Below are 18,722 nucleotides of genomic sequence, written 5' to 3'. Positions count from 1 at the left end.
ACGATCTCGCGGCTCGTGTCGGCGCGCCCCTGGTGTTGCGCGGCGTCGGAGTCCGGCGGGTCGCCGCCGACCGCGGCGTTCCGATCGAGCTGCTCACCGACAACGTCGAGGAGCTCGTCTCCCGCGAAGACGTCGACATCGTCGTGGAGTTGATGGGGCCGGTGGAACCGGCGCGAAAGGCCATCCTGCGCGCGCTCGAGCACGGCAAGTCGGTCGTCACCGCGAACAAGGCGCTGCTGGCGACCTCCACCGGGGAGCTGGCGCAGGCCGCCGAAAACGCCCACGTCGACCTGTATTTCGAGGCCGCGGTCGCGGGCGCCATCCCGGTCATCCGCCCGCTCACCCAGTCGCTGGCGGGGGACACGGTGCTGCGGGTCGCCGGCATCGTGAACGGCACCACCAACTACATCCTGTCCGCGATGGACAGCACCGGCGCCGACTACGACACCGCCCTGGCCGAGGCGAGCGCACTTGGCTACGCCGAGGCCGACCCCACGGCCGACGTCGAAGGCTACGACGCCGCGGCCAAGGCCGCGATCCTGGCGTCGATCGCCTTCCACACCCGGGTGACCGCCGACGACGTCTATCGCGAGGGCATCACCAAGATCACCCCGGCCGACTTCGCCTCCGCGCGGTCGTTGGGTTGCACCATCAAGCTGCTGTCCATCTGCGAGCGCGTCACCACCGAGGACGGTCAGGAACGGGTGTCGGCCCGCGTCTACCCGGCGCTGGTGCCGCTGTCGCATCCGCTGGCCACGGTCAACGGCGCGTTCAACGCGGTCGTGGTCGAGGCCGCGGCGGCCGGGCGGCTGATGTTCTACGGTCAGGGCGCGGGCGGCGCCCCCACCGCGTCCGCGGTCACCGGCGACCTGGTGATGGCCGCCCGCAACCGGGTGCTGGGCAGCCGTGGGCCGAAGGAATCCAAGTACGCCCAACTTCCTGTCGCCCCAATGGGTTTGATCTCCACCCGCTACTACGTCAGCATGAACGTCGCCGACAAGCCGGGTGTGTTGTCCACGGTGGCGGCCGAGTTCGCCAAGCGTGAGGTGAGCATCGCCGAGGTTCGCCAGGAGGGCGTGGTGGACGAAGGCGGGCGGCGGGTGGGAGCCCGCGTCGTGGTCGTCACCCACAGCGCCACCGATGCCGCGCTCTCCGAAACCGTCGACGCGCTGGCGGATCTGGATGTCGTGCAGGGCGTCACCAGTGTGCTGCGACTGGAAGAGACCGGCCGATGAGCGTCCCGCGCACCGCCGTGCACCAGCCGTGGCCGGGGTTGATCGCCGCGTACCGGGACCGCCTGCCGATCGGCGATGACTGGACGCCGGTCACCCTCCTCGAAGGCGGCACCCCGCTGATCGCGGCGACGCGCCTTTCCGAGAAGACCGGCTGCACGGTGCATCTCAAGGTCGAGGGCCTCAATCCGACCGGCTCGTTCAAGGACCGGGGCATGACCATGGCGGTCACCGACGCACTGGCGCGCGGCCAGCAGGCCGTGTTGTGCGCGTCGACCGGCAACACCTCCGCGTCGGCGGCGGCGTACGCCGCCCGCGCCGGCATCACCTGCGCGGTGCTCATCCCGCAGGGCAAGATCGCGATGGGCAAGCTGGCACAGGCGGTCATGCACGGCGCCAAGATCATTCAGATCGACGGCAACTTCGACGACTGCCTGGAATTGGCCCGCAAGATGGCCGCCGACTTCCCGACGATCGCGTTGGTCAACTCCGTCAACCCCGTACGCATCGAGGGCCAGAAGACGGCGGCGTTCGAGATCGTCGACGCGCTGGGCGCCGCGCCGGACGTGCACGCCCTCCCGGTCGGCAACGCGGGCAACATCACCGCGTACTGGAAGGGCTACACCGAATACCACCACGACGGCGTGATCGACAAGCTGCCCCGCATGCTGGGCACCCAGGCGGCCGGGGCCGCGCCCCTGGTGCACGGCGCACCGGTCAGCCACCCGGAAACGATCGCGACCGCGATACGCATCGGTGCGCCCGCGTCGTGGGCGGCCGCGGTCAACGCGCAGCAGCAGTCCAACGGCCGGTTCCTGGCCGCCACCGACGACGAGATCCTGGCCGCGTACCACCTGGTGGCCGAGAGCGAGGGCGTGTTCGTCGAACCCGCGTCGGCGGCCAGCATCGCCGGTCTGCTCAAGGCCGTCGATGACGGTTGGGTGGCGCGCGGGTCGACGGTGGTGTGCACGGTGACCGGCAATGGCCTCAAGGACCCGGACACGGCGCTGAGGGATATGCCCACCGTGTCCCCGCTGCCCGTCGATCCGGTGCTCGTCGTCGAGAAGCTGGGGCTGGCGTAAGAAATGACGTCCCAGATGCTGCCCGCCGGGCTGGTGGCAAGCTCCGTGGTGTCGGCGTCCAGCGCCAACCTGGGTCCCGGTTTCGACAGCATCGGCCTGGCGTTGCGTCTCAGCGACGAAATCGTGGTGGAGACAACCGATTCCGGGCTGGAAGTGCTGGTTGAGGGCGAGGGCGCCGCGCAGGTGCCCCGGGGCCCCGAACACCTGGTGGTGCGCGCCATCGAATGCGGGCTGCGGGCCGCGGGCGTCCGGGCCGCGGGCCTGGTGGTCCGCTGCCGCAACGCCATCCCACACTCCCGCGGTCTTGGCTCGTCCGCGGCGGCCGTGGTCGGCGGCCTGGCGGCGGCGAACGGCCTTGTCGCGCAGTGTGATTCGAAACCGCTGAGCGACGCGCAGCTGATTCAGCTGTCCTCGGAGTTCGAGGGCCACCCGGATAACGCCGCCGCCGCCGTGCTGGGCGGTGCGGTGGTGTCCTGGATCGACGCCCCCGGTGACCGGCCACGGTATGCGGCGGTGCCGCTGCGGCTTCACCCCGACATCCGCCTGTACGCGGCCATACCCCAGCAGCGTTCCCTGACCGCGGAGACCCGGGTGCTGCTGCCCGCCCAGGTGAGTCACGACGACGCGCGGTTCAACGTCAGCCGCGCCGCCTTGCTGGTGGTAGCGCTGACCGAACGCCCGGACCTGCTGATGCCGGCCACCGAAGATGTGCTGCATCAACCCCAGCGCGCCCCGGCGATGCCCGGTTCCGCGGAATATTTGCGCCTGTTCCGGCGTCATAACGTGTCGGCGACACTTTCCGGGGCGGGTCCAGCACTGATCGCGCTCAGCACAGCGCCGGAGTTGCCCTCGGAAGTGGTGGAGTACGGGGCCGCCAATGGATTTGCCCTCACTGAGATGACCGCCGGCGAAGGAGTTCGCTGGAGCCCGGGCGTCACAGTCCCCGGTTGATCCACAGCGTGGCCGGAGGGTTTGCTTGCTTCCAACAAAGATGCGGGCTATCCTCGGTTCCGTCCAGCAATCGCAGCATCTGCATCTGCATCCATACTGCCTTGCCGCTAGGACACACCAATTCTTCTCGTGAACGAGGTTCGCCGCTTACTCCGCCGACTAAGGCGATCACCGTTGCACAGTCGATATTTGGGCGCACTCGGCGATTTGCTGAATGCAACGAAACCCCCGGATGACCTGTTCAGCGGGGGAAGAAAGGAAATCCGTGACCGATACGGACCTGTTCACGGCTGACGCGAGCACCGACAGCAATGAGGTGTCGAACGCCGTGACCCCAGACACATCCGACGGCAAAATCAATGCCCCTGTTGGCTCCCTGTCCACCATGGTGCTTCCCGAACTGCGCGCGCTGGCTAACGAAGTCGGCGTCAAGGGGACGTCGGGCATGCGCAAGAACGAACTCATCGCCGCCATAAAGGAAATCAGGGGACAGTCCAACGGGACTTCCGCCCCCGCGGCCCCCGAGGAGAGCGGCAAGTCCGACACCGCCGCCCCCGAGGCGCCGGCCGGCGAGGACCACCAGAACGGTTCGACCACCGAAGCGCCCCGACGCGAACGGCGCAGCGCCTCCCGCGAGCCCGGCGCCGCCCGCGGCGGCGACGACTCCGACGGCGAACGCACACGCAATCGTGAGGGCGGGGCCGCCGGCGAGGGGGGCACCCGTCAGGGCGGCAAGCGTGACTCCCAGGGTGAGGAGCGCGGCCAGGATTCCGGCGGCGACCAGAGCGGGGATCAGCAGGGCTCGGGCGGCCAGCAAGGTCGAGGCGGCTCGAACCAGCAAAACCAGCAAGACGACGACGGCGAGGGCCGTCAGGGCCGCCGTGGGCGCCGCTTCCGCGATCGCAGACGCCGCGGTGAGCGGTCCGGCGAAGGGGGCGACACCGAGCTGCGCGAGGACGACGTCGTCCAGCCGGTCGCCGGCATCCTTGACGTGCTCGACAATTACGCGTTCGTCCGCACCTCCGGTTACCTGGCCGGTCCGCACGACGTCTACGTCTCGATGAACATGGTGCGGAAGAACGGCCTGCGCCGCGGCGACGCGGTGACCGGCGCGGTCCGCGTGCCCAAGGACGGCGAACAGCCCAACCAGCGGCAGAAGTTCAACCCGCTGGTCCGCCTGGACAGCGTCAACGGCGGTCCGGTCGAGGACGCGAAAAAGCGCCCCGACTTCAGCAAGCTGACGCCCCTGTACCCCAATCAGCGGCTCCGCCTGGAGACCACCCCGGATCGGCTGACCACCAGGGTCATCGACCTGATCATGCCGATCGGCAAGGGCCAGCGCGCCCTGATCGTGTCCCCGCCCAAGGCGGGTAAGACGACGATCCTGCAGGACATCGCCAACGCGATCACCCGCAACAACCCGGAATGCCACCTCATGGTCGTGCTTGTCGACGAGCGGCCCGAAGAGGTCACCGACATGACCCGCTCGGTCAAGGGCGAGGTCATCGCCTCCACCTTCGACCGGCCGCCGTCGGACCACACGTCGGTCGCCGAGCTGGCGATCGAACGCGCCAAGCGGCTCGTCGAGCAGGGCAAGGACGTCGTAGTGCTGCTTGACTCGATCACCCGCCTCGGCCGTGCCTACAACAACGCGTCACCCGCGTCGGGCCGGATCCTGTCCGGTGGTGTCGACTCCACCGCCCTGTACCCGCCGAAGCGATTCCTGGGTGCGGCACGAAACATCGAGGAAGGCGGATCGCTGACGATCATCGCCACCGCGATGGTCGAGACCGGCTCCACCGGTGACACGGTCATCTTCGAGGAGTTCAAGGGCACCGGTAACGCCGAGCTCAAGCTGGACCGCAAGATCTCCGAGCGACGGGTCTTCCCGGCGGTCGACGTGAACCCCTCCGGTACCCGCAAGGACGAGCTGCTGCTATCGCCGGACGAGTTCGCGATCGTGCACAAGCTGCGCCGCGTGCTGTCGGGCCTGGACTCGCACCAGGCCATCGACCTGCTGATGTCCCAGCTGCGCAAGACGAAGAACAACTACGAGTTCCTGGTGCAGGTCTCCAAGACCACGCCGGGATCGATGGACAACGACTAGCCGGCGGTGGACCGGTCGGTCACGACACATAAACCACGAGCAGGACACGCCCACAGACCCCGCAATGGTTTATGTCTCGCGGCAACCGCCGGCCATAGCCGCCGCCCCGCCCCAGCCACGGGAATGCCACAGCGAACCCCGTTGTTTTGGGGGACAGTGGTTGACCTGGCATAATCGACGCTCGACAAGATCGAAGAGGACAGCATGAAATCTGACATTCACCCCGCTTACGGGGAGACCACCGTGCACTGCGGGTGCGGAAACACCTTCACCACCCGCAGCACCAAGCCCGGCGGCAACATCGTCGTCGAGGTGTGCTCGCAGTGCCACCCCTTCTACACCGGCAAGCAGAAGATTCTGGACAGCGGCGGCCGGGTGGCGCGCTTCGAGAAGCGGTACGGCAAGCGCAAGGGTGCCGCGGCGGACAACACCGACAAATAGCTGCATTGCCGACGCCCGAACTGTGCACGAAGCACAGGCCGGGCGTCGGTTTGCGTTTGCGGCAATGGGATGCGGCTGAACGGGGCAGGAGGTGAGAGGTGACGCAGCCGATGCAGACGATTGACGTGCTGCTGGCCGAACACGCCGAGCTCGAGCAACGGCTGGCGGATCCCGACCTGCACAGCAATCCCGCCGAGGCGCGCAAGGCCGGTCGCCGGTTCGCCCGGTTGGCCCCGATCGTCGCCACTTATCGCAAGCTGGAGTCGGCGCGCGGCGATCTGGAGACCGCGCGGGAATTGGCCGCCGACGACGACTCTTTCGCCGACGAGGTGACCGAACTCGAGTCGCGGGTCGCCGAATTGGACACCCAATTGACCGACATGCTGGCCCCGCGCGACCCGCATGACGCCGACGACATCGTGCTCGAGGTGAAATCCGGTGAGGGCGGCGAAGAATCCGCATTGTTCGCCGCGGACCTGGCCCGGATGTACATCCGCTACGCCGAGCGACACGGCTGGAACGTCACCGTGCTGGACGAGACCACGTCGGATCTCGGCGGCTACAAGGACGCGACGCTGTCCATCGCCAGCAAGGGTGACTCCGCCGACGGGGTGTGGTCGCGAATGAAGTTCGAGGGTGGGGTGCACCGGGTGCAGCGCGTCCCGGTGACGGAATCCCAAGGCAGGGTGCACACTTCGGCGGCCGGCGTGCTGGTCTATCCCGAGCCCGAAGAAGTGGGTGAGGTCCAGATCGACGAGTCGGATCTGCGCATCGACGTGTACCGCTCGTCCGGCAAGGGCGGGCAGGGTGTGAACACCACCGACTCCGCGGTCCGCATCACGCACCTGCCCACCGGGATCGTGGTGACCTGCCAGAACGAACGCTCGCAACTGCAGAACAAGACGCGCGCGTTGCAGGTGCTGGCCGCTCGCCTGCAGGCCCTGGCCGAAGAACAGGCGCTGGCCGACGCGTCGGCCGATCGAGCCAGCCAGATTCGGACCGTGGACCGCAGCGAACGAATCCGCACCTACAACTTTCCGGAGAACCGGATCACCGACCACCGGATCGGTTACAAGGCGCACAATCTCGATCAGGTGCTCGACGGGGACCTCGACGCGATGTTCGATGCGTTGGGCGCCGCCGACAAACAATCCCGGCTGCAACAGGCATGAGTGCCGTGCGGCGCGCGATCGATTCCGCTGCGGCGACGCTCGCCGAAGCGGGGATCGCCTCCGCCCGTTGGGATGCCGAGGAGCTGGCCGCGCACGTGACGGGAACCGAGCGCGGCCGGCTGGCCCTGCTCGATTCGCCCGGCGACGACTTCTTCAGCCGCTACCGCGATGTCGTGGCCGCGCGCTCGCGGCGGGTGCCGTTGCAGCATCTCACCGGGACGGCCGCGTTCGGGCCGCTGATGCTGCAGGTCGGCCCCGGCGTCTTCATACCGCGCCCGGAAACCGAAGCCCTCTTGGCGTGGATCAGCCAACAACGCCTCCCTTCCCGGCCCGTGATCGTCGACCTGTGCACCGGATCCGGCGCGTTGGCGGTGGCGCTGGCCCAGCACTACCCCGGGGCGCGGATCATCGCCGTCGACGACTCGGAGGCCGCCCTCGAGTACGCCCGGCGCAACGCGGCGGGCACCGCGGTCGAACTCGTGCGGGCCGACGTCACCGTGCCCCGCCTCCTGCCGGAACTGGACGGCGGTGTCGACGTGGTGGTGGCCAACCCGCCCTACGTCCCCGACGTCGCACCCGTGGAACCTGAAGTGGCCCAACATGATCCACACCACGCCGTATTCGGCGGCCCGGACGGGATGGCGGTGATCGGCCCGATCGTCGAGCTGGCCGGGCGCTGGCTGCGTCCGGGTGGCGTCTTCGCCGTCGAACACGACGACACCACCTCGGCGGAGACCGTCGAATTGGTCCGCAGGACAGCGCTTTTCGGAGAAATCGCGAAGCGTAAAGACCTGGCCGGCCGGCCGAGATTCGTGACGGCCCGAAGGAGTGGCGCCGGTGAGTGAAGTCTTCGACTGCGCCGATCCCGACCAGCGTGCGCGCGGAATCGCGTCGGCGGCGGGCGCCATCAAGGGTGGCCGCCTGGTCGTCATGCCGACGGACACCGTGTACGGCGTCGGCGCCGATGCCTTCAACAGCGCCGCCGTGACGGCCCTGCTCTCCGCGAAGGGCCGCGGCCGGGACATGCCGGTCGGCGTGCTGGTCGGCTCCTGGCACACCATCGAGGGCCTGGTCTACACCATGCCGGGCGGGGCCCGCGAGCTGATCCGCGCGTTCTGGCCGGGCGCGCTGAGCCTGGTGGTGACGCAGGCGCCGTCGCTGCAATGGGACCTCGGCGACGCCCGCGGCACGGTGATGCTGCGGATGCCGCTGCACCCGGTGGCCATCGAGCTGTTGCGCGAGGTGGGACCCATGGCGGTATCCAGCGCGAACGTTTCCGGCCGCCCGCCTGCGGTCGACGCCGGCGAGGCCCGAGAACAGCTCGGCGACCTCGTCGACGTCTACCTCGACGCGGGACCGGCCGAGCAACAGGCCGCTTCGACGATCGTCGACCTGACCGGTGCCGCCCCGCGCATCCTGCGACCCGGTCCGGTGAGCGCCGCACGGATCGCCGAAGTGCTCGGAGTGGATCCCGAAAGCCTGACCGCCCAGGCCTGACCGGAGCGGTTCTGTCGTTGCCAGGTTGGTGCAGTACGGTCTCGACGTGTCCAGCGACCCGGCCAGCGACGTAGCCAACCTCGCCAATGGCCTGCTCGCCCTGGCTGACCGCGGCGCCGGTGTCCCGCTGCGCGAGCTTGCCCTCGTGGGGCTGACCGCCGCGATCATCACCTACTTTGCGACCGGTCCCGTGCGGGTGCTCGCCACCCGGCTCGGGGCCGTCGCCTATCCGCGGGAACGCGACGTGCACGTGACCCCGACCCCGCGCATGGGCGGGCTGGCGATGTTCCTCGGTGTCATCTCGGCCGTCTTCCTGGCGTCGCAGCTTCCTGCGCTGACCCGCGGCTTCGTCTATTCGACGGGCATGCCGGCGGTGCTGGTGGCCGGCGCGGTGATCATGGGCATCGGGCTCATCGACGACCGCTGGGGCCTGGACGCCCTGACGAAGTTCGCCGGCCAGATCACCGCGGCCAGCGTGCTGGTCACCATGGGCGTGGCCTGGAGCGTCCTCTACATCCCGATCGGTGGAGTCGGCACCATCGTGCTGGACCAGGCGTCGTCGATCCTGCTCACGTTGGCGCTGACGGTGTCCATCGTGAACGCGATGAACTTCGTCGACGGGCTGGACGGACTGGCGGCGGGGCTCGGGCTGATCACCGCGCTGGCGATCTGCATGTTCTCGGTCGGCCTGCTGCGCGACCACGGCGGTGATGTCCTCTTCTATCCGCCCGCCGTGATCTCCGTGGTGCTCGCGGGGGCCTGTCTGGGATTCCTGCCGCACAACTTTCACCGCGCCAAGATCTTCATGGGTGATTCCGGTTCGATGCTGATCGGCCTGATGCTCGCCGCCGCCTCGACCACCGCCGCCGGCCCCGTCTCACAGAACGCCTACGGAGCGCGCGACGTGTTCGCCCTGTTGTCACCGTTCCTGCTGGTGGTCGCGGTCATGTTCGTGCCGATGCTGGATTTGCTGCTGGCGATCGTGCGCCGTACCCGCGCGGGCCGCAGCGCGTTCAGCCCCGACAAGATGCACCTGCACCACCGCCTGCTGCAGATCGGCCATTCCCACCGCCGCGTGGTGCTGCTGATCTACCTCTGGGTGGGCATTGTCGCGTTCGGAGCGGCCAGCACGATTTTCTTCAATCCGCGCGACACCGCCGCGGTGATGCTGGGCGCCATCGTGGTCGCCGGCATCGCGACCGCGATCCCGTTGATGCGCCGGCGGGAAGAGTACGAAGACGACGACTACGACAGCTAGTAGTAGTGGGGTTCGCCGTATGGTACGGTGCAGGTAGAAGCCCAAAAAGCCGCACAGATTGCCGGTCCGTCGGACGTCGTTTCGATCGGGTCGGCTGAGGACTCGCGTCGGGTGATACCCCTTGGGTGGATCCACTGTGACGTGCGATACGCTCGGCGGGCCACCGATCAGTCGGTCGGGGGACTCCCGCTCTACCAACTTGGGATTGAGGTGCTGCAGTGACGACACCAGCGCAGGACGCGCCGTTGGTGTTCCCCTCTGTTGCGTTCCGACCGGTCCGCCTGTTGGTGCTCAGCATCGCCGTCACCGCGGCGGCCGTCGTCGCCGCCGGACTGACCGGTCACCTCATGGTCGGGGTGTTCTTCGGCGTCGGGTTGCTGCTTGGTTTGCTCAATGCCCTTCTGGTGCGTCGTTCCGTCGCGTCGATCACCGCCAAAGAGCACCCGATGAAAAGCACGATGGCGCTGAATTCGGCCACCCGGCTGGCCGTCATCACCGTCATCGGGCTGATCATCGCCTACATCTTCCGGCCCGCGGGCCTGGGCGTCGTGTTCGGCTTGGCGCTGTTCCAGATCTTGCTGGTGGCATCGACGGCTCTTCCGGTCTGGAAGAAGCTGCGCGCCGGCGACTGGGCAGACGACGCGGGCGGCGCGCTGGCGGGATCGGAAGGAACGGAAGGAAAGAACGGCACCGATGACTGAGACGACGTTCCTGGCCGCCGCGATCGAGGTTGGCGAGCACAACCAAGCCAAGTGGCTCGGGTTGACCGTCAACACCGACACGATCCTGTCGACCGCGATCGCCGCGGTGATCGTCCTGGCGCTTGCCTTCTTCCTGCGCGCGAAGATCACGTCGACCGGCGTCCCCAGCGGTGTGCAGTTGTTCTGGGAAGCCATCACCGTCCAGATGCGCGATCAGATCGAGAGTGCGGTCGGGATGCGGATCGCGCCATTCGTATTGCCTTTGGCCGTCACCATTTTCGTGTTCATTCTGATCTCCAACTGGCTGTCGGTGCTTCCGCTGCAATACACCGACAAGTCCGGGCACACCACCGAGTTGCTGAAGTCCGCGGCCGCAGACATCAACTACGTTCTGGCCCTGGCGCTGTTCGTGTTCGTCTGCTACCACGTGGCGGGCATCTGGCGCCGCGGCATCGTCGGCCACCCGCTCGCCGTGCTCAAGGGCCACGTGGCGTTCCTGGCGCCGATCAACCTGGTCGAAGAGCTCGCCAAACCGATCTCGTTGTCGCTCCGACTTTTCGGCAACATCTTCGCCGGCGGCATCCTGGTCGCGCTGATCGCGCTCTTCCCCCCGTACATCATGTGGGCGCCCAACGCGATCTGGAAGGCTTTCGACCTCTTCGTCGGGGCGATCCAGGCGTTCATCTTCTCGATCTTGACGATCCTCTACTTCAGCCAAGCCATGGAGATCGAGGAGCATCATGACTGAGACCATCATGTATTGCTTTGTCCCACACACCATTACAGAGGCCTGGTAGACCACTACCAGCTATCAAGGAGGATAAGAATGGCTCTGGACCCCCAAGTCGCTGCCGCTGCGCTCATCGGCGGTGGACTCATCATGGGCGGTGGCGCGATCGGCGCCGGTATCGGTGACGGTATTGCCGGTAACGCGCTGGTCTCCGGCATCGCCCGCCAGCCCGAGGCGCAAGGTCGGCTGTTCACGCCGTTCTTCATCACCGTTGGTCTGGTCGAGGCCGCGTACTTCATCAACCTGGCCTTCATGGCGCTGTTCGTCTTCGCCACACCCGTCGGCACCTAATTCGCTGTGATGGGTGACGCGAGTCTGAGCGTTCTGGCATCCAGCCAGGTGATGGCCGAGGGAGGCAACAACTTCCTCGTTCCCAACGGCACGTTCTTCTTTGTGCTGGCCATCTTCCTGATCGTGCTGGCCGTCATCGGCACCTTCGTGGTGCCGCCGGTCATGCGGGTGTTGCGCGAGCGCGACAACATGGTTGCCAAGACGGCCGCCGACAACAAGAAGGCGACCGAGCAGTTCGACGCCGCCAAGGCTGACTATGAGGAAGCCCTGACTGAGGCCCGGGTCCAGGCGTCGTCGTTGCGCGACAACGCCCGCGCCGAAGGCCGTAAGGTGGTCGAAGACGCGCGCGCCCGTGCCGAGCAGCAGGTGATGTCGACGTTGCAAATGGCATCCGAGCAATTGAAACGGGAAAGAGACGCCGTGGAACTGGATTTGCGCGCCAACGTGGCGGGCATGTCGGCGAAGCTGGCCAGCCGGATCCTCGGCGTCGAGGTGGCCCCGGCCACCACGGCCGCGTCCGCAGCCGGGAAATCTGGACGGTAATCGCGCATGTCGACTTTCATCGGGCAGTTGATCGGATTCGCGGCCATCGTGCTTCTGGTCGTGCGGTACGTCGTGCCGCCGGTGCGTCGTCTGATGGCTGCTCGCCAGGAGGCCGTGCGCCAGCAGCTGAAAGACTCTGCGGCAGCGGCGGATCGGCTGAAAGAGTCGACCACGGCCCACAGCAACGCCGTGGAATCCGCCAAGTCCGAAGCCGAACGGCTCGTCGAAGAAGCCCAAACCGACGCCGGGCGCATCGCCGAGCAGTTCCGGATCCAGGCCGACTCGGAATCCGAACGCATCACCACGCAGGGCGGCCGCCAGGTCGAACTGCTGCGGACACAGCTCAGCCGCCAGCTCCGCCTGGAACTCGGCCACGAGGCGGTACGCCAGGCGGGCGAGTTGGTGCGGAACTATGTCGCGGACCCGGAACAGCAGTCCGGCACCGTCGATCGGTTCCTGGACGACCTCGAAGCGATGGCCCCGGCGCCCGCCGAGGTCGAGTACCCACTGTTGGCAAAGATGCGCTCCGCCAGTCGGGTGGCAGTGGCCGGCCTGGCGGAGCGGTTCGGCGACATCGCCAAAAACCTTGACAACAAAGCGCTTTCTACCCTCTCGTCGGAGCTTGTTTCGGTCGCCGAAATGCTGGACCGGGAGATCGTCGTCACCCGGTACTTGACCGTGCCCGCCGAGGACGCGGCCCCCCGCGTCCGGCTGATCGAGCGGCTGGTCTCCGGCAAGGTTTCCGACGCCACGCTCGACGTCCTGCGTCTGGCCGTGTCGGAACGCTGGTCGGCCAACTCCGATCTGGGCGACGCGATCGAGCACATCTCGCGGCAGGCGTTGCTCGAAGTCGCCGAACGGGAGAACAAGGTCGACGACGTCGAAGACCAGCTCTTCCGGTTCGCCCGCATCCTGGACGCGCAGCCGCGACTCGCCATCCTGTTGGGCGACTACGGCGTGCCCGTGGAAGGCCGGATCGACCTGCTGCGCAAGGTGCTTGACAGCGCCAGCGGCAGGGTCGACCCGATCGTCGTGGCGCTGCTGACCCAGACCGTCCAACTGCTGCGGGGCGAGTCGGCCGAGGAGGCCATCCAGTTCTTGGCGAAAGTCGCGGTGGCACGCCGCGGCGAGATCGTCGCGCAGGTCAGTGCGGCCGCCGAACTCAGCGACGCCCAGCGGTCTCGCCTCACCGACGTGCTCGGCCGCATCTACGGCCATCCGGTGACGGTGCAGCTGCAGACCTCCGAGGAGCTGCTGGGCGGCCTGCTCATCTCCGTGGCGGACGAAGTGATTGACGGGACACTCGCTTCGCGCCTCGCCGCTGCCCAGGCCCAATTGCCCGACTGACCCAACCACTCCCCATCACCACACGCGAACCACGATCAAGTAGGAAGACGAAAAGCCATGGCCGAGTTGACAATCTCCGCTGATGACATCCAGAGCGCCATCGAGGAGTACGTAGGCTCTTTCACCTCCGACACCTCCCGCGAAGAGGTCGGCACCGTCGTCGAGGCCGGGGACGGCATCGCGCACGTCGAAGGCCTGCCCTCCGTCATGACCCAGGAACTGCTCGAGTTCCCGGGTGGGGTCCTGGGCGTCGCGCTGAACCTCGACGAGCACAGCGTCGGCGCGGTGATCCTGGGTGACTTCGAGAAAATCGAAGAGGGCCAACAGGTCAAGCGCACCGGCGAGGTGCTGTCCGTTCCCGTCGGCGACGCCTTCCTGGGGCGCGTCGTCAACCCACTCGGTCACCCCATCGACGGTCGCGGAGACATCGACACCGACATTCGCCGCGCGCTGGAGATCCAGGCGCCGTCGGTGGTGCAGCGGCAAAGCGTGAGCGAGCCGCTGCAGACCGGCATCAAGGCCATCGACGCGATGACCCCGATCGGTCGCGGCCAGCGGCAGCTGATCATCGGCGACCGCAAGACCGGCAAGACCGCCGTCTGCGTCGACACCATCCTCAACCAGCGCGAGAACTGGGAGAGCGGCGACGAGAAGAAGCAGGTCCGCTGCGTGTACGTGGCGATCGGCCAGAAGGGCACCACGATCGCCTCGGTCCGGCGGGCGCTCGAAGAGGGCGGCGCGATGGACTACACCACCATCGTCGCGGCCCCGGCTTCCGACTCCGCCGGCTTCAAATGGCTTGCGCCGTACACCGGTTCGGCGATCGCCCAGCACTGGATGTACGACGGCAAGCACGTGCTGATCGTGTTCGACGACCTGAGCAAGCAGGCGGAGGCGTACCGCGCGATCTCGCTGCTGCTGCGCCGTCCGCCGGGCCGCGAGGCCTACCCCGGTGACGTGTTCTACCTGCACTCGCGCCTGCTGGAGCGCTGCGCGAAGCTTTCCGATGACCTCGGGGGCGGCTCGCTTACCGGTCTGCCGATCATCGAGACGAAGGCCAACGACATCTCGGCCTACATCCCGACCAACGTCATCTCGATCACCGACGGGCAGTGCTTCCTGGAATCCGATCTGTTCAACCAGGGTGTGCGTCCCGCCATCAACGTCGGTGTGTCGGTGTCCCGCGTGGGTGGTGCGGCTCAGATCAAGGCCATGAAAGAGGTCGCCGGCTCGCTGCGTCTGGACCTGTCGCAGTACCGCGAGCTGGAATCGTTCGCGGCCTTCGCCTCGGACCTGGACGCGACGTCGAAGGCGCAGCTCGAGCGCGGCGAACGGCTGGTCGAGCTGCTCAAGCAGCCGCAGTACCAGCCGATGCCCGTTGAGGAGCAGGTGGTTTCGATCTTCCTGGGTACCGGCGGTCACCTGGACTCGGTGCCCGTGGAGGACGTCAGGCGCTTCGAAACCGAACTGCTGGACCACATGCGGGCCTCGGAAGAGAACTTCCTGGCCGGCGTCCGCGACAGCGGCAAGCTCTCCGAAGAGGGCGAGAACCAGCTGACCGAGATCATCAACAACTTCAAGAAGGGCTTCGCGGCCACCGGCGGCGGCTCGGTGGTGCCCGACGAGCACGTCGAGCCCCTGGACGAAGAAGACCTCGAAAAGGAGTCGGTCCAGGTCAAGAAGGAGAAGCCGAAGGACAAGAAGGACGCCAAGAGCGGCTCCGGCAAGGACAAGAAGTAGCTAACAATGGCTGCCACACTTCGCGAACTACGCGGCCGGATTCGCTCGGCGGGGTCGATCAAGAAGATCACCAAGGCCCAGGAGATGATCGCGACGTCGCGCATCGGCAAGGCGCAGGCCCGGCTCGAAGCGGCCAGGCCCTACGCCTTTCAGATCACCTCGATGCTGACCACGCTGTCGTCCGAAGCCGCCCTGGACCACCCGTTGTTGGTCGAACGGGAAGAACCCAAGCGGGCCGGCGTCCTGGTGGTGTCCTCCGATCGTGGGCTGTGCGGCGCCTACAACTCGAGCATCTTCCGCCGGTCCGAGGAGCTGTTCTCCCTGTTGAGGGAGGAAGGCAAGACCCCGGTCGTATACACGGTTGGCCGGAAGGCGCAGAACTACTTCAAGTTCCGCAACTGGGACATCACCGACTCGTGGACCGGCTTCTCCGAGCAACCCAAGTACGAGAACGCCGCGGAGATCGCCGAAACCCTGGTCGAGACGTTCATGAAGGGCGCCGGTGACGACGAGTCGGCCGACGATCAGGGCGTCGACGAACTGCACATCGTCTACTCGGAATTCAAATCGATGATGTCGCAGGCCGCGGTGGCCCACCGCATCGCTCCGCTGGTCGTCGAGTACGTCGAGGACACCGAGGAACTGCACACGTTGTACTCGTTCGAGCCGGACGCGACAACGCTTTTCGAGTCGCTGCTGCCGCGGTACGTGACGACCCGCGTCTACGCCGCGCTGCTCGAATCGGCGGCGTCGGAGCTCGCGTCGCGCCAGCGGGCGATGAAGTCCGCGACCGACAACGCGGATGACCTGATCAAGGAACTGACGCTGATGGCGAACCGCGAGCGGCAGGCTCAGATCACCCAAGAGATCAGCGAAATCGTCGGTGGTGCAAACGCACTCGCCGACGCTCAGTAGCACACGAGGAAGAGAAGAAGAATATGGCTGCTACTACTGGAACCGCAGAGAAGACCGACAAGTCCACCAAGTCCGAGACCAGCGGCCGCGTGGTGCGGATCACCGGCCCCGTGGTCGACGTCGAGTTCCCGCGTGGATCCGTACCGGAACTGTTCAACGCCCTCAACGCGGAGATCACGTTCGAGGAACTCAAGAAGACGCTCACGCTGGAGGTCGCACAGCACCTCGGCGACAACCTGGTCCGCACGATCTCGTTGCAGCCCACCGACGGGCTGGTCCGTGGCGTCGAGGTGACCGACAGCGGTAAGCCGATCTCGGTGCCGGTCGGCCAGGACGTCAAGGGCCACGTCTTCAATGCGCTGGGCGACTGCCTGGACAAGCCGGGATACGGCGAGGACTTCGAGCACTGGTCGATCCACCGCAAGCCGCCGGCGTTCGAGGAGCTCGAGCCCCGCACCGAGATGCTCGAGACCGGGTTGAAGGTCGTCGACCTGCTCACCCCGTACGTGCGTGGCGGCAAGATCGCGCTGTTCGGCGGTGCCGGCGTGGGCAAGACCGTGCTGATCCAAGAGATGATCAACCGTATCGCCCGGAACTTCGGTGGTACTTCGGTTTTCGCCGGCGTCGGCGAGCGCACCCGCGAGGGCAACGACCTGTGGGTCGAGCTCAAAGAGGCCGACGTGCTCAAGGACACCGCGCTGGTGTTCGGTCAGATGGACGAGCCGCCCGGCACCCGTATGCGGGTGGCCCTGTCGGCGCTGACGATGGCCGAGTGGTTCCGCGACGAGGCCGGCCAGGACGTGCTGCTGTTCATCGACAACATCTTTAGGTTCACCCAGGCCGGATCCGAGGTCTCCACGCTGCTCGGCCGGATGCCGTCCGCGGTGGGTTACCAGCCCACGCTGGCCGATGAGATGGGTGAGCTGCAGGAGCGCATCACCTCGACGCGGGGCCGCTCGATCACCTCGATGCAGGCCGTCTACGTGCCCGCCGACGACTACACCGACCCCGCGCCGGCAACCACGTTCGCCCACCTGGACGCGACCACCGAGCTGTCGCGTTCGGTGTTCTCCAAGGGCATCTTCCCGGCGGTGGACCCGCTGGCGTCGAGCTCGACCATCCTGGACCCGAGTGTGGTCGGCGACGAGCACTACCGCGTCGCTCAGGAAGTCATCCGAATCCTGCAGCGGTACAAGGACCTTCAGGACATCATCGCCATCCTCGGTATCGACGAGCTGTCCGAAGAGGACAAGCAGCTGGTGCAGCGCGCGCGGCGCATCGAGCGGTTCCTCTCGCAGAACATGATGGCGGCCGAGCAGTTCACCGGCCAGCCGGGTTCCACCGTGCCGCTGAAGGAGACCATCGAGGCGTTCGACCGACTGTCCAAGGGCGACTTCGACCACATCCCCGAACAGGCCTTCTTCCTGATCGGCGGCCTGGACGACCTGGCCAAGAAGGCCGAAGGCTTCGGCGCCAAGTTGGACTCCTGAGGACCGAGCGCTAAGGCTCTGAAAGGCTCTGTGGCATGGCCGAATTGAACGTCGAGATAGTCGCCGTCGACCGCAAGATCTGGTCGGGTGAGGCAACGTTCTTGTTCACCCGCACCACCGTCGGCGAGATCGGCATCCTGCCCCGGCACATCCCGGTCGTCGCCCAGTTGGTCGACGACGCGATGGTGCGCGTCGAGCGCGAAGGCGAAGACGATCTGCGGGTCGCCATCGAAGGCGGGTTCCTGTCGGTCACCGAGGAGACGGTGACCGTGTTGGCCGAGTCCGCCGCGTTCGAGTCCGAGATCGACGAAAGCGCCGCCAGGGAGGATTCGGAGTCCGACGACCCCCGGATCGCGGCGCGGGGGCGCGGCAGGTTGCGCGCCGTCGGCGCGATCGACTAGCCGCCTCGGACAAGACGATGAGCGCGCCCATGGTCGGCATGGTCGTGCTCGTTGTCGTCCTGGCGGGCGCGGTTGTCGCGCTGAGCTATCGGTTGTGGAAGCTGCGCCAGGGCGGCACCGCGGGGATCATGCGCGACATTCCCGCGGTCGGGGGCCACGGCTGGCGGCACGGCGTGATTCGTTACCGCGGCGGTGAGGCCGCGTTCTACCGGCTCTCCAGCCTGCGGCTGTGGCCGGACCGGCGGCTCAGCCGCAGGGGAGTGGAGATCGTGGCGCGGCGCGCACCGCGCGGGGACGAGTTCGACATCATGACCGACGAGATCGTCGTGGTGGAGCTGCGTGACACGACGCAGGACCGCAGGACCGGCTACGAGATCGCCCTGGACAAGGGCGCTTTGACGGCGTTCCTGTCGTGGCTGGAGTCCCGCCCGTCGCCGCGCGCCCGTCGTCGCAGCGTCTAGGGCTTGGCGCCAAGCTAACTCGCGCTGGGCGCGCCGCCACCGGGTTTCCAGAGCACGTCGCCGTCGGGGTTCGCCGCGCGCGCCAGGATGAAAAGTAGATCCGAAAGGCGGTTCAGGTACTTCGCCGGCAGGACGTTGACCTGCTGCGGCGCGGCGTCGATGGCCGCCCACGCCGACCGTTCCGCGCGACGGACGATCGTGCGGGCGACGTGCAGCAGCGCCGAAAGCGGCGAACCACCAGGCAGCACAAAGGAATTCAGCGCCGGCAGCTTCTCGTTATATTTGTCACACCAGCCCTCGAGC

The 18,722-nt window shown here is 67.1% G+C and carries 19 protein-coding genes and 1 pseudogene; 19 read left to right on the top strand and 1 reads right to left on the bottom strand.

Going from position 1 to position 18,722, the window contains the following annotated elements; genetic code table 11:
* The 19 genes from A9X03_RS24005 to A9X03_RS23910 all read left to right on the top strand — a co-directional run.
* Nucleotides 1-1,235 (top strand): homoserine dehydrogenase (locus A9X03_RS24005; protein ID WP_067781128.1); only part of this gene is annotated, 1,235 nt, incomplete at its 5' end.
* Nucleotides 1,232-2,314, top strand: a complete 1,083-nt coding sequence (gene thrC / locus A9X03_RS24000) for a threonine synthase (RefSeq protein WP_067781125.1) — start codon at nt 1,232-1,234, stop codon at nt 2,312-2,314. The genes A9X03_RS24005 and thrC, both read left to right, overlap by 4 nt.
* Before the next feature lie 3 nt (nt 2,315-2,317).
* Nucleotides 2,318-3,265, top strand: a complete 948-nt coding sequence (gene thrB / locus A9X03_RS23995) for a homoserine kinase (RefSeq protein ID WP_156746652.1) — start codon at nt 2,318-2,320, stop codon at nt 3,263-3,265.
* A gap of 265 nt (nt 3,266-3,530) precedes the next feature.
* Nucleotides 3,531-5,372, top strand: a complete 1,842-nt coding sequence (rho, locus tag A9X03_RS23990) for a transcription termination factor Rho (protein WP_067781122.1) — start codon at nt 3,531-3,533, stop codon at nt 5,370-5,372.
* 204 nt (nt 5,373-5,576) lie between these two features.
* On the top strand, nt 5,577-5,813 hold the full coding sequence (gene rpmE / locus A9X03_RS23985) for a 50S ribosomal protein L31 (protein ID WP_067747706.1): 237 nt from the start codon (nt 5,577-5,579) through the stop codon (nt 5,811-5,813).
* A gap of 98 nt (nt 5,814-5,911) precedes the next feature.
* Nucleotides 5,912-6,985, top strand: coding sequence for a peptide chain release factor 1 (prfA, locus tag A9X03_RS23980; protein ID WP_067747708.1), 1,074 nt, complete (start codon nt 5,912-5,914; stop codon nt 6,983-6,985).
* Nucleotides 6,982-7,830: a peptide chain release factor N(5)-glutamine methyltransferase gene (gene prmC / locus A9X03_RS23975; RefSeq protein ID WP_068263338.1), complete on the top strand. Its 849-nt coding sequence runs from the start codon at nt 6,982-6,984 to the stop codon at nt 7,828-7,830. The genes prfA and prmC overlap by 4 nt, the downstream gene beginning before the upstream one ends.
* Nucleotides 7,823-8,482 carry an L-threonylcarbamoyladenylate synthase gene (locus tag A9X03_RS23970; protein WP_068263341.1) on the top strand — a complete coding sequence of 220 codons (660 nt, stop codon included), beginning with the start codon at nt 7,823-7,825 and terminating at the stop codon, nt 8,480-8,482. The genes prmC and A9X03_RS23970 overlap by 8 nt, the downstream gene beginning before the upstream one ends.
* Before the next feature lie 28 nt (nt 8,483-8,510).
* Nucleotides 8,511-9,740, top strand: a complete 1,230-nt coding sequence (locus tag A9X03_RS23965; RefSeq protein WP_067747712.1) for a glycosyltransferase family 4 protein — start codon at nt 8,511-8,513, stop codon at nt 9,738-9,740.
* Between the two features lie 218 nt (nt 9,741-9,958).
* Complete coding sequence (locus A9X03_RS23955; protein ID WP_068263331.1) at nt 9,959-10,441, top strand: ATP synthase subunit I; 483 nt, start codon at nt 9,959-9,961, stop codon at nt 10,439-10,441.
* Complete coding sequence (atpB, locus tag A9X03_RS23950) at nt 10,434-11,189, top strand: F0F1 ATP synthase subunit A (RefSeq protein WP_067281249.1); 756 nt, start codon at nt 10,434-10,436, stop codon at nt 11,187-11,189. Before A9X03_RS23955 ends, atpB begins: the two co-directional genes overlap by 8 nt.
* Nucleotides 11,190-11,273: 84 nt before the next feature.
* Complete coding sequence (locus A9X03_RS23945; protein WP_024636915.1) at nt 11,274-11,522, top strand: F0F1 ATP synthase subunit C; 249 nt, start codon at nt 11,274-11,276, stop codon at nt 11,520-11,522.
* 9 nt (nt 11,523-11,531) lie between these two features.
* Complete coding sequence (locus tag A9X03_RS23940) at nt 11,532-12,065, top strand: F0F1 ATP synthase subunit B (protein ID WP_068263328.1); 534 nt, start codon at nt 11,532-11,534, stop codon at nt 12,063-12,065.
* Between the two features lie 6 nt (nt 12,066-12,071).
* On the top strand, nt 12,072-13,412 hold the full coding sequence (locus A9X03_RS23935) for a F0F1 ATP synthase subunit B/delta (protein WP_067781113.1): 1,341 nt from the start codon (nt 12,072-12,074) through the stop codon (nt 13,410-13,412).
* A gap of 57 nt (nt 13,413-13,469) precedes the next feature.
* Entirely contained in the window at nt 13,470-15,152 is a 1,683-nt protein-coding gene (gene atpA / locus A9X03_RS23930) for a F0F1 ATP synthase subunit alpha (protein ID WP_067747720.1), read from the top strand.
* 6 nt (nt 15,153-15,158) lie between these two features.
* Nucleotides 15,159-16,067: a F0F1 ATP synthase subunit gamma gene (locus A9X03_RS23925; protein ID WP_067747722.1), complete on the top strand. Its 909-nt coding sequence runs from the start codon at nt 15,159-15,161 to the stop codon at nt 16,065-16,067.
* Between the two features lie 23 nt (nt 16,068-16,090).
* The gene (atpD, locus tag A9X03_RS23920) at nt 16,091-17,557 is read left to right on the top strand and encodes a F0F1 ATP synthase subunit beta (RefSeq protein ID WP_067747724.1); all 1,467 of its coding nucleotides are present in this window, start codon (nt 16,091-16,093) and stop codon (nt 17,555-17,557) included.
* A gap of 35 nt (nt 17,558-17,592) precedes the next feature.
* Complete coding sequence (locus A9X03_RS23915; RefSeq protein ID WP_067747732.1) at nt 17,593-17,958, top strand: F0F1 ATP synthase subunit epsilon; 366 nt, start codon at nt 17,593-17,595, stop codon at nt 17,956-17,958.
* A gap of 17 nt (nt 17,959-17,975) precedes the next feature.
* Nucleotides 17,976-18,419, top strand: a complete 444-nt coding sequence (locus A9X03_RS23910; RefSeq protein ID WP_067747734.1) for a DUF2550 domain-containing protein — start codon at nt 17,976-17,978, stop codon at nt 18,417-18,419.
* Nucleotides 18,420-18,433: 14 nt separating this feature from the next.
* Here A9X03_RS23910 and A9X03_RS23905 read toward each other — a convergent pair.
* Nucleotides 18,434-18,722: pseudogene (locus tag A9X03_RS23905) on the bottom strand (ATP:cob(I)alamin adenosyltransferase); the annotation flags it as partial.

It is taken from the genome of Mycobacterium sp. E1715, from assembly GCF_001667625.1.
Classification (GTDB): domain Bacteria; phylum Actinomycetota; class Actinomycetes; order Mycobacteriales; family Mycobacteriaceae; genus Mycobacterium.
Note: the sequence above shows the minus strand (reverse complement) of the source record. Positions and strands in the feature narration are given on the sequence as shown.

Coding starts and splice junctions, on each gene's coding strand:
- A9X03_RS23925 (WP_067747722.1), top strand. CDS start 15,159: ATGGCTGCCACACTTCGCGAACTACGCGGCCGGATTCGCTCGGCGGGG.
- prmC (WP_068263338.1), top strand. CDS start 6,982: ATGAGTGCCGTGCGGCGCGCGATCGATTCCGCTGCGGCGACGCTCGCC.
- atpD (WP_067747724.1), top strand. CDS start 16,091: ATGGCTGCTACTACTGGAACCGCAGAGAAGACCGACAAGTCCACCAAG.
- atpB (WP_067281249.1), top strand. CDS start 10,434: ATGACTGAGACGACGTTCCTGGCCGCCGCGATCGAGGTTGGCGAGCAC.
- thrC (WP_067781125.1), top strand. CDS start 1,232: ATGAGCGTCCCGCGCACCGCCGTGCACCAGCCGTGGCCGGGGTTGATC.
- A9X03_RS23940 (WP_068263328.1), top strand. CDS start 11,532: ATGGGTGACGCGAGTCTGAGCGTTCTGGCATCCAGCCAGGTGATGGCC.
- A9X03_RS23910 (WP_067747734.1), top strand. CDS start 17,976: ATGAGCGCGCCCATGGTCGGCATGGTCGTGCTCGTTGTCGTCCTGGCG.
- thrB (WP_156746652.1), top strand. CDS start 2,318: ATGACGTCCCAGATGCTGCCCGCCGGGCTGGTGGCAAGCTCCGTGGTG.
- A9X03_RS23935 (WP_067781113.1), top strand. CDS start 12,072: ATGTCGACTTTCATCGGGCAGTTGATCGGATTCGCGGCCATCGTGCTT.
- A9X03_RS23915 (WP_067747732.1), top strand. CDS start 17,593: ATGGCCGAATTGAACGTCGAGATAGTCGCCGTCGACCGCAAGATCTGG.
- rpmE (WP_067747706.1), top strand. CDS start 5,577: ATGAAATCTGACATTCACCCCGCTTACGGGGAGACCACCGTGCACTGC.
- atpA (WP_067747720.1), top strand. CDS start 13,470: ATGGCCGAGTTGACAATCTCCGCTGATGACATCCAGAGCGCCATCGAG.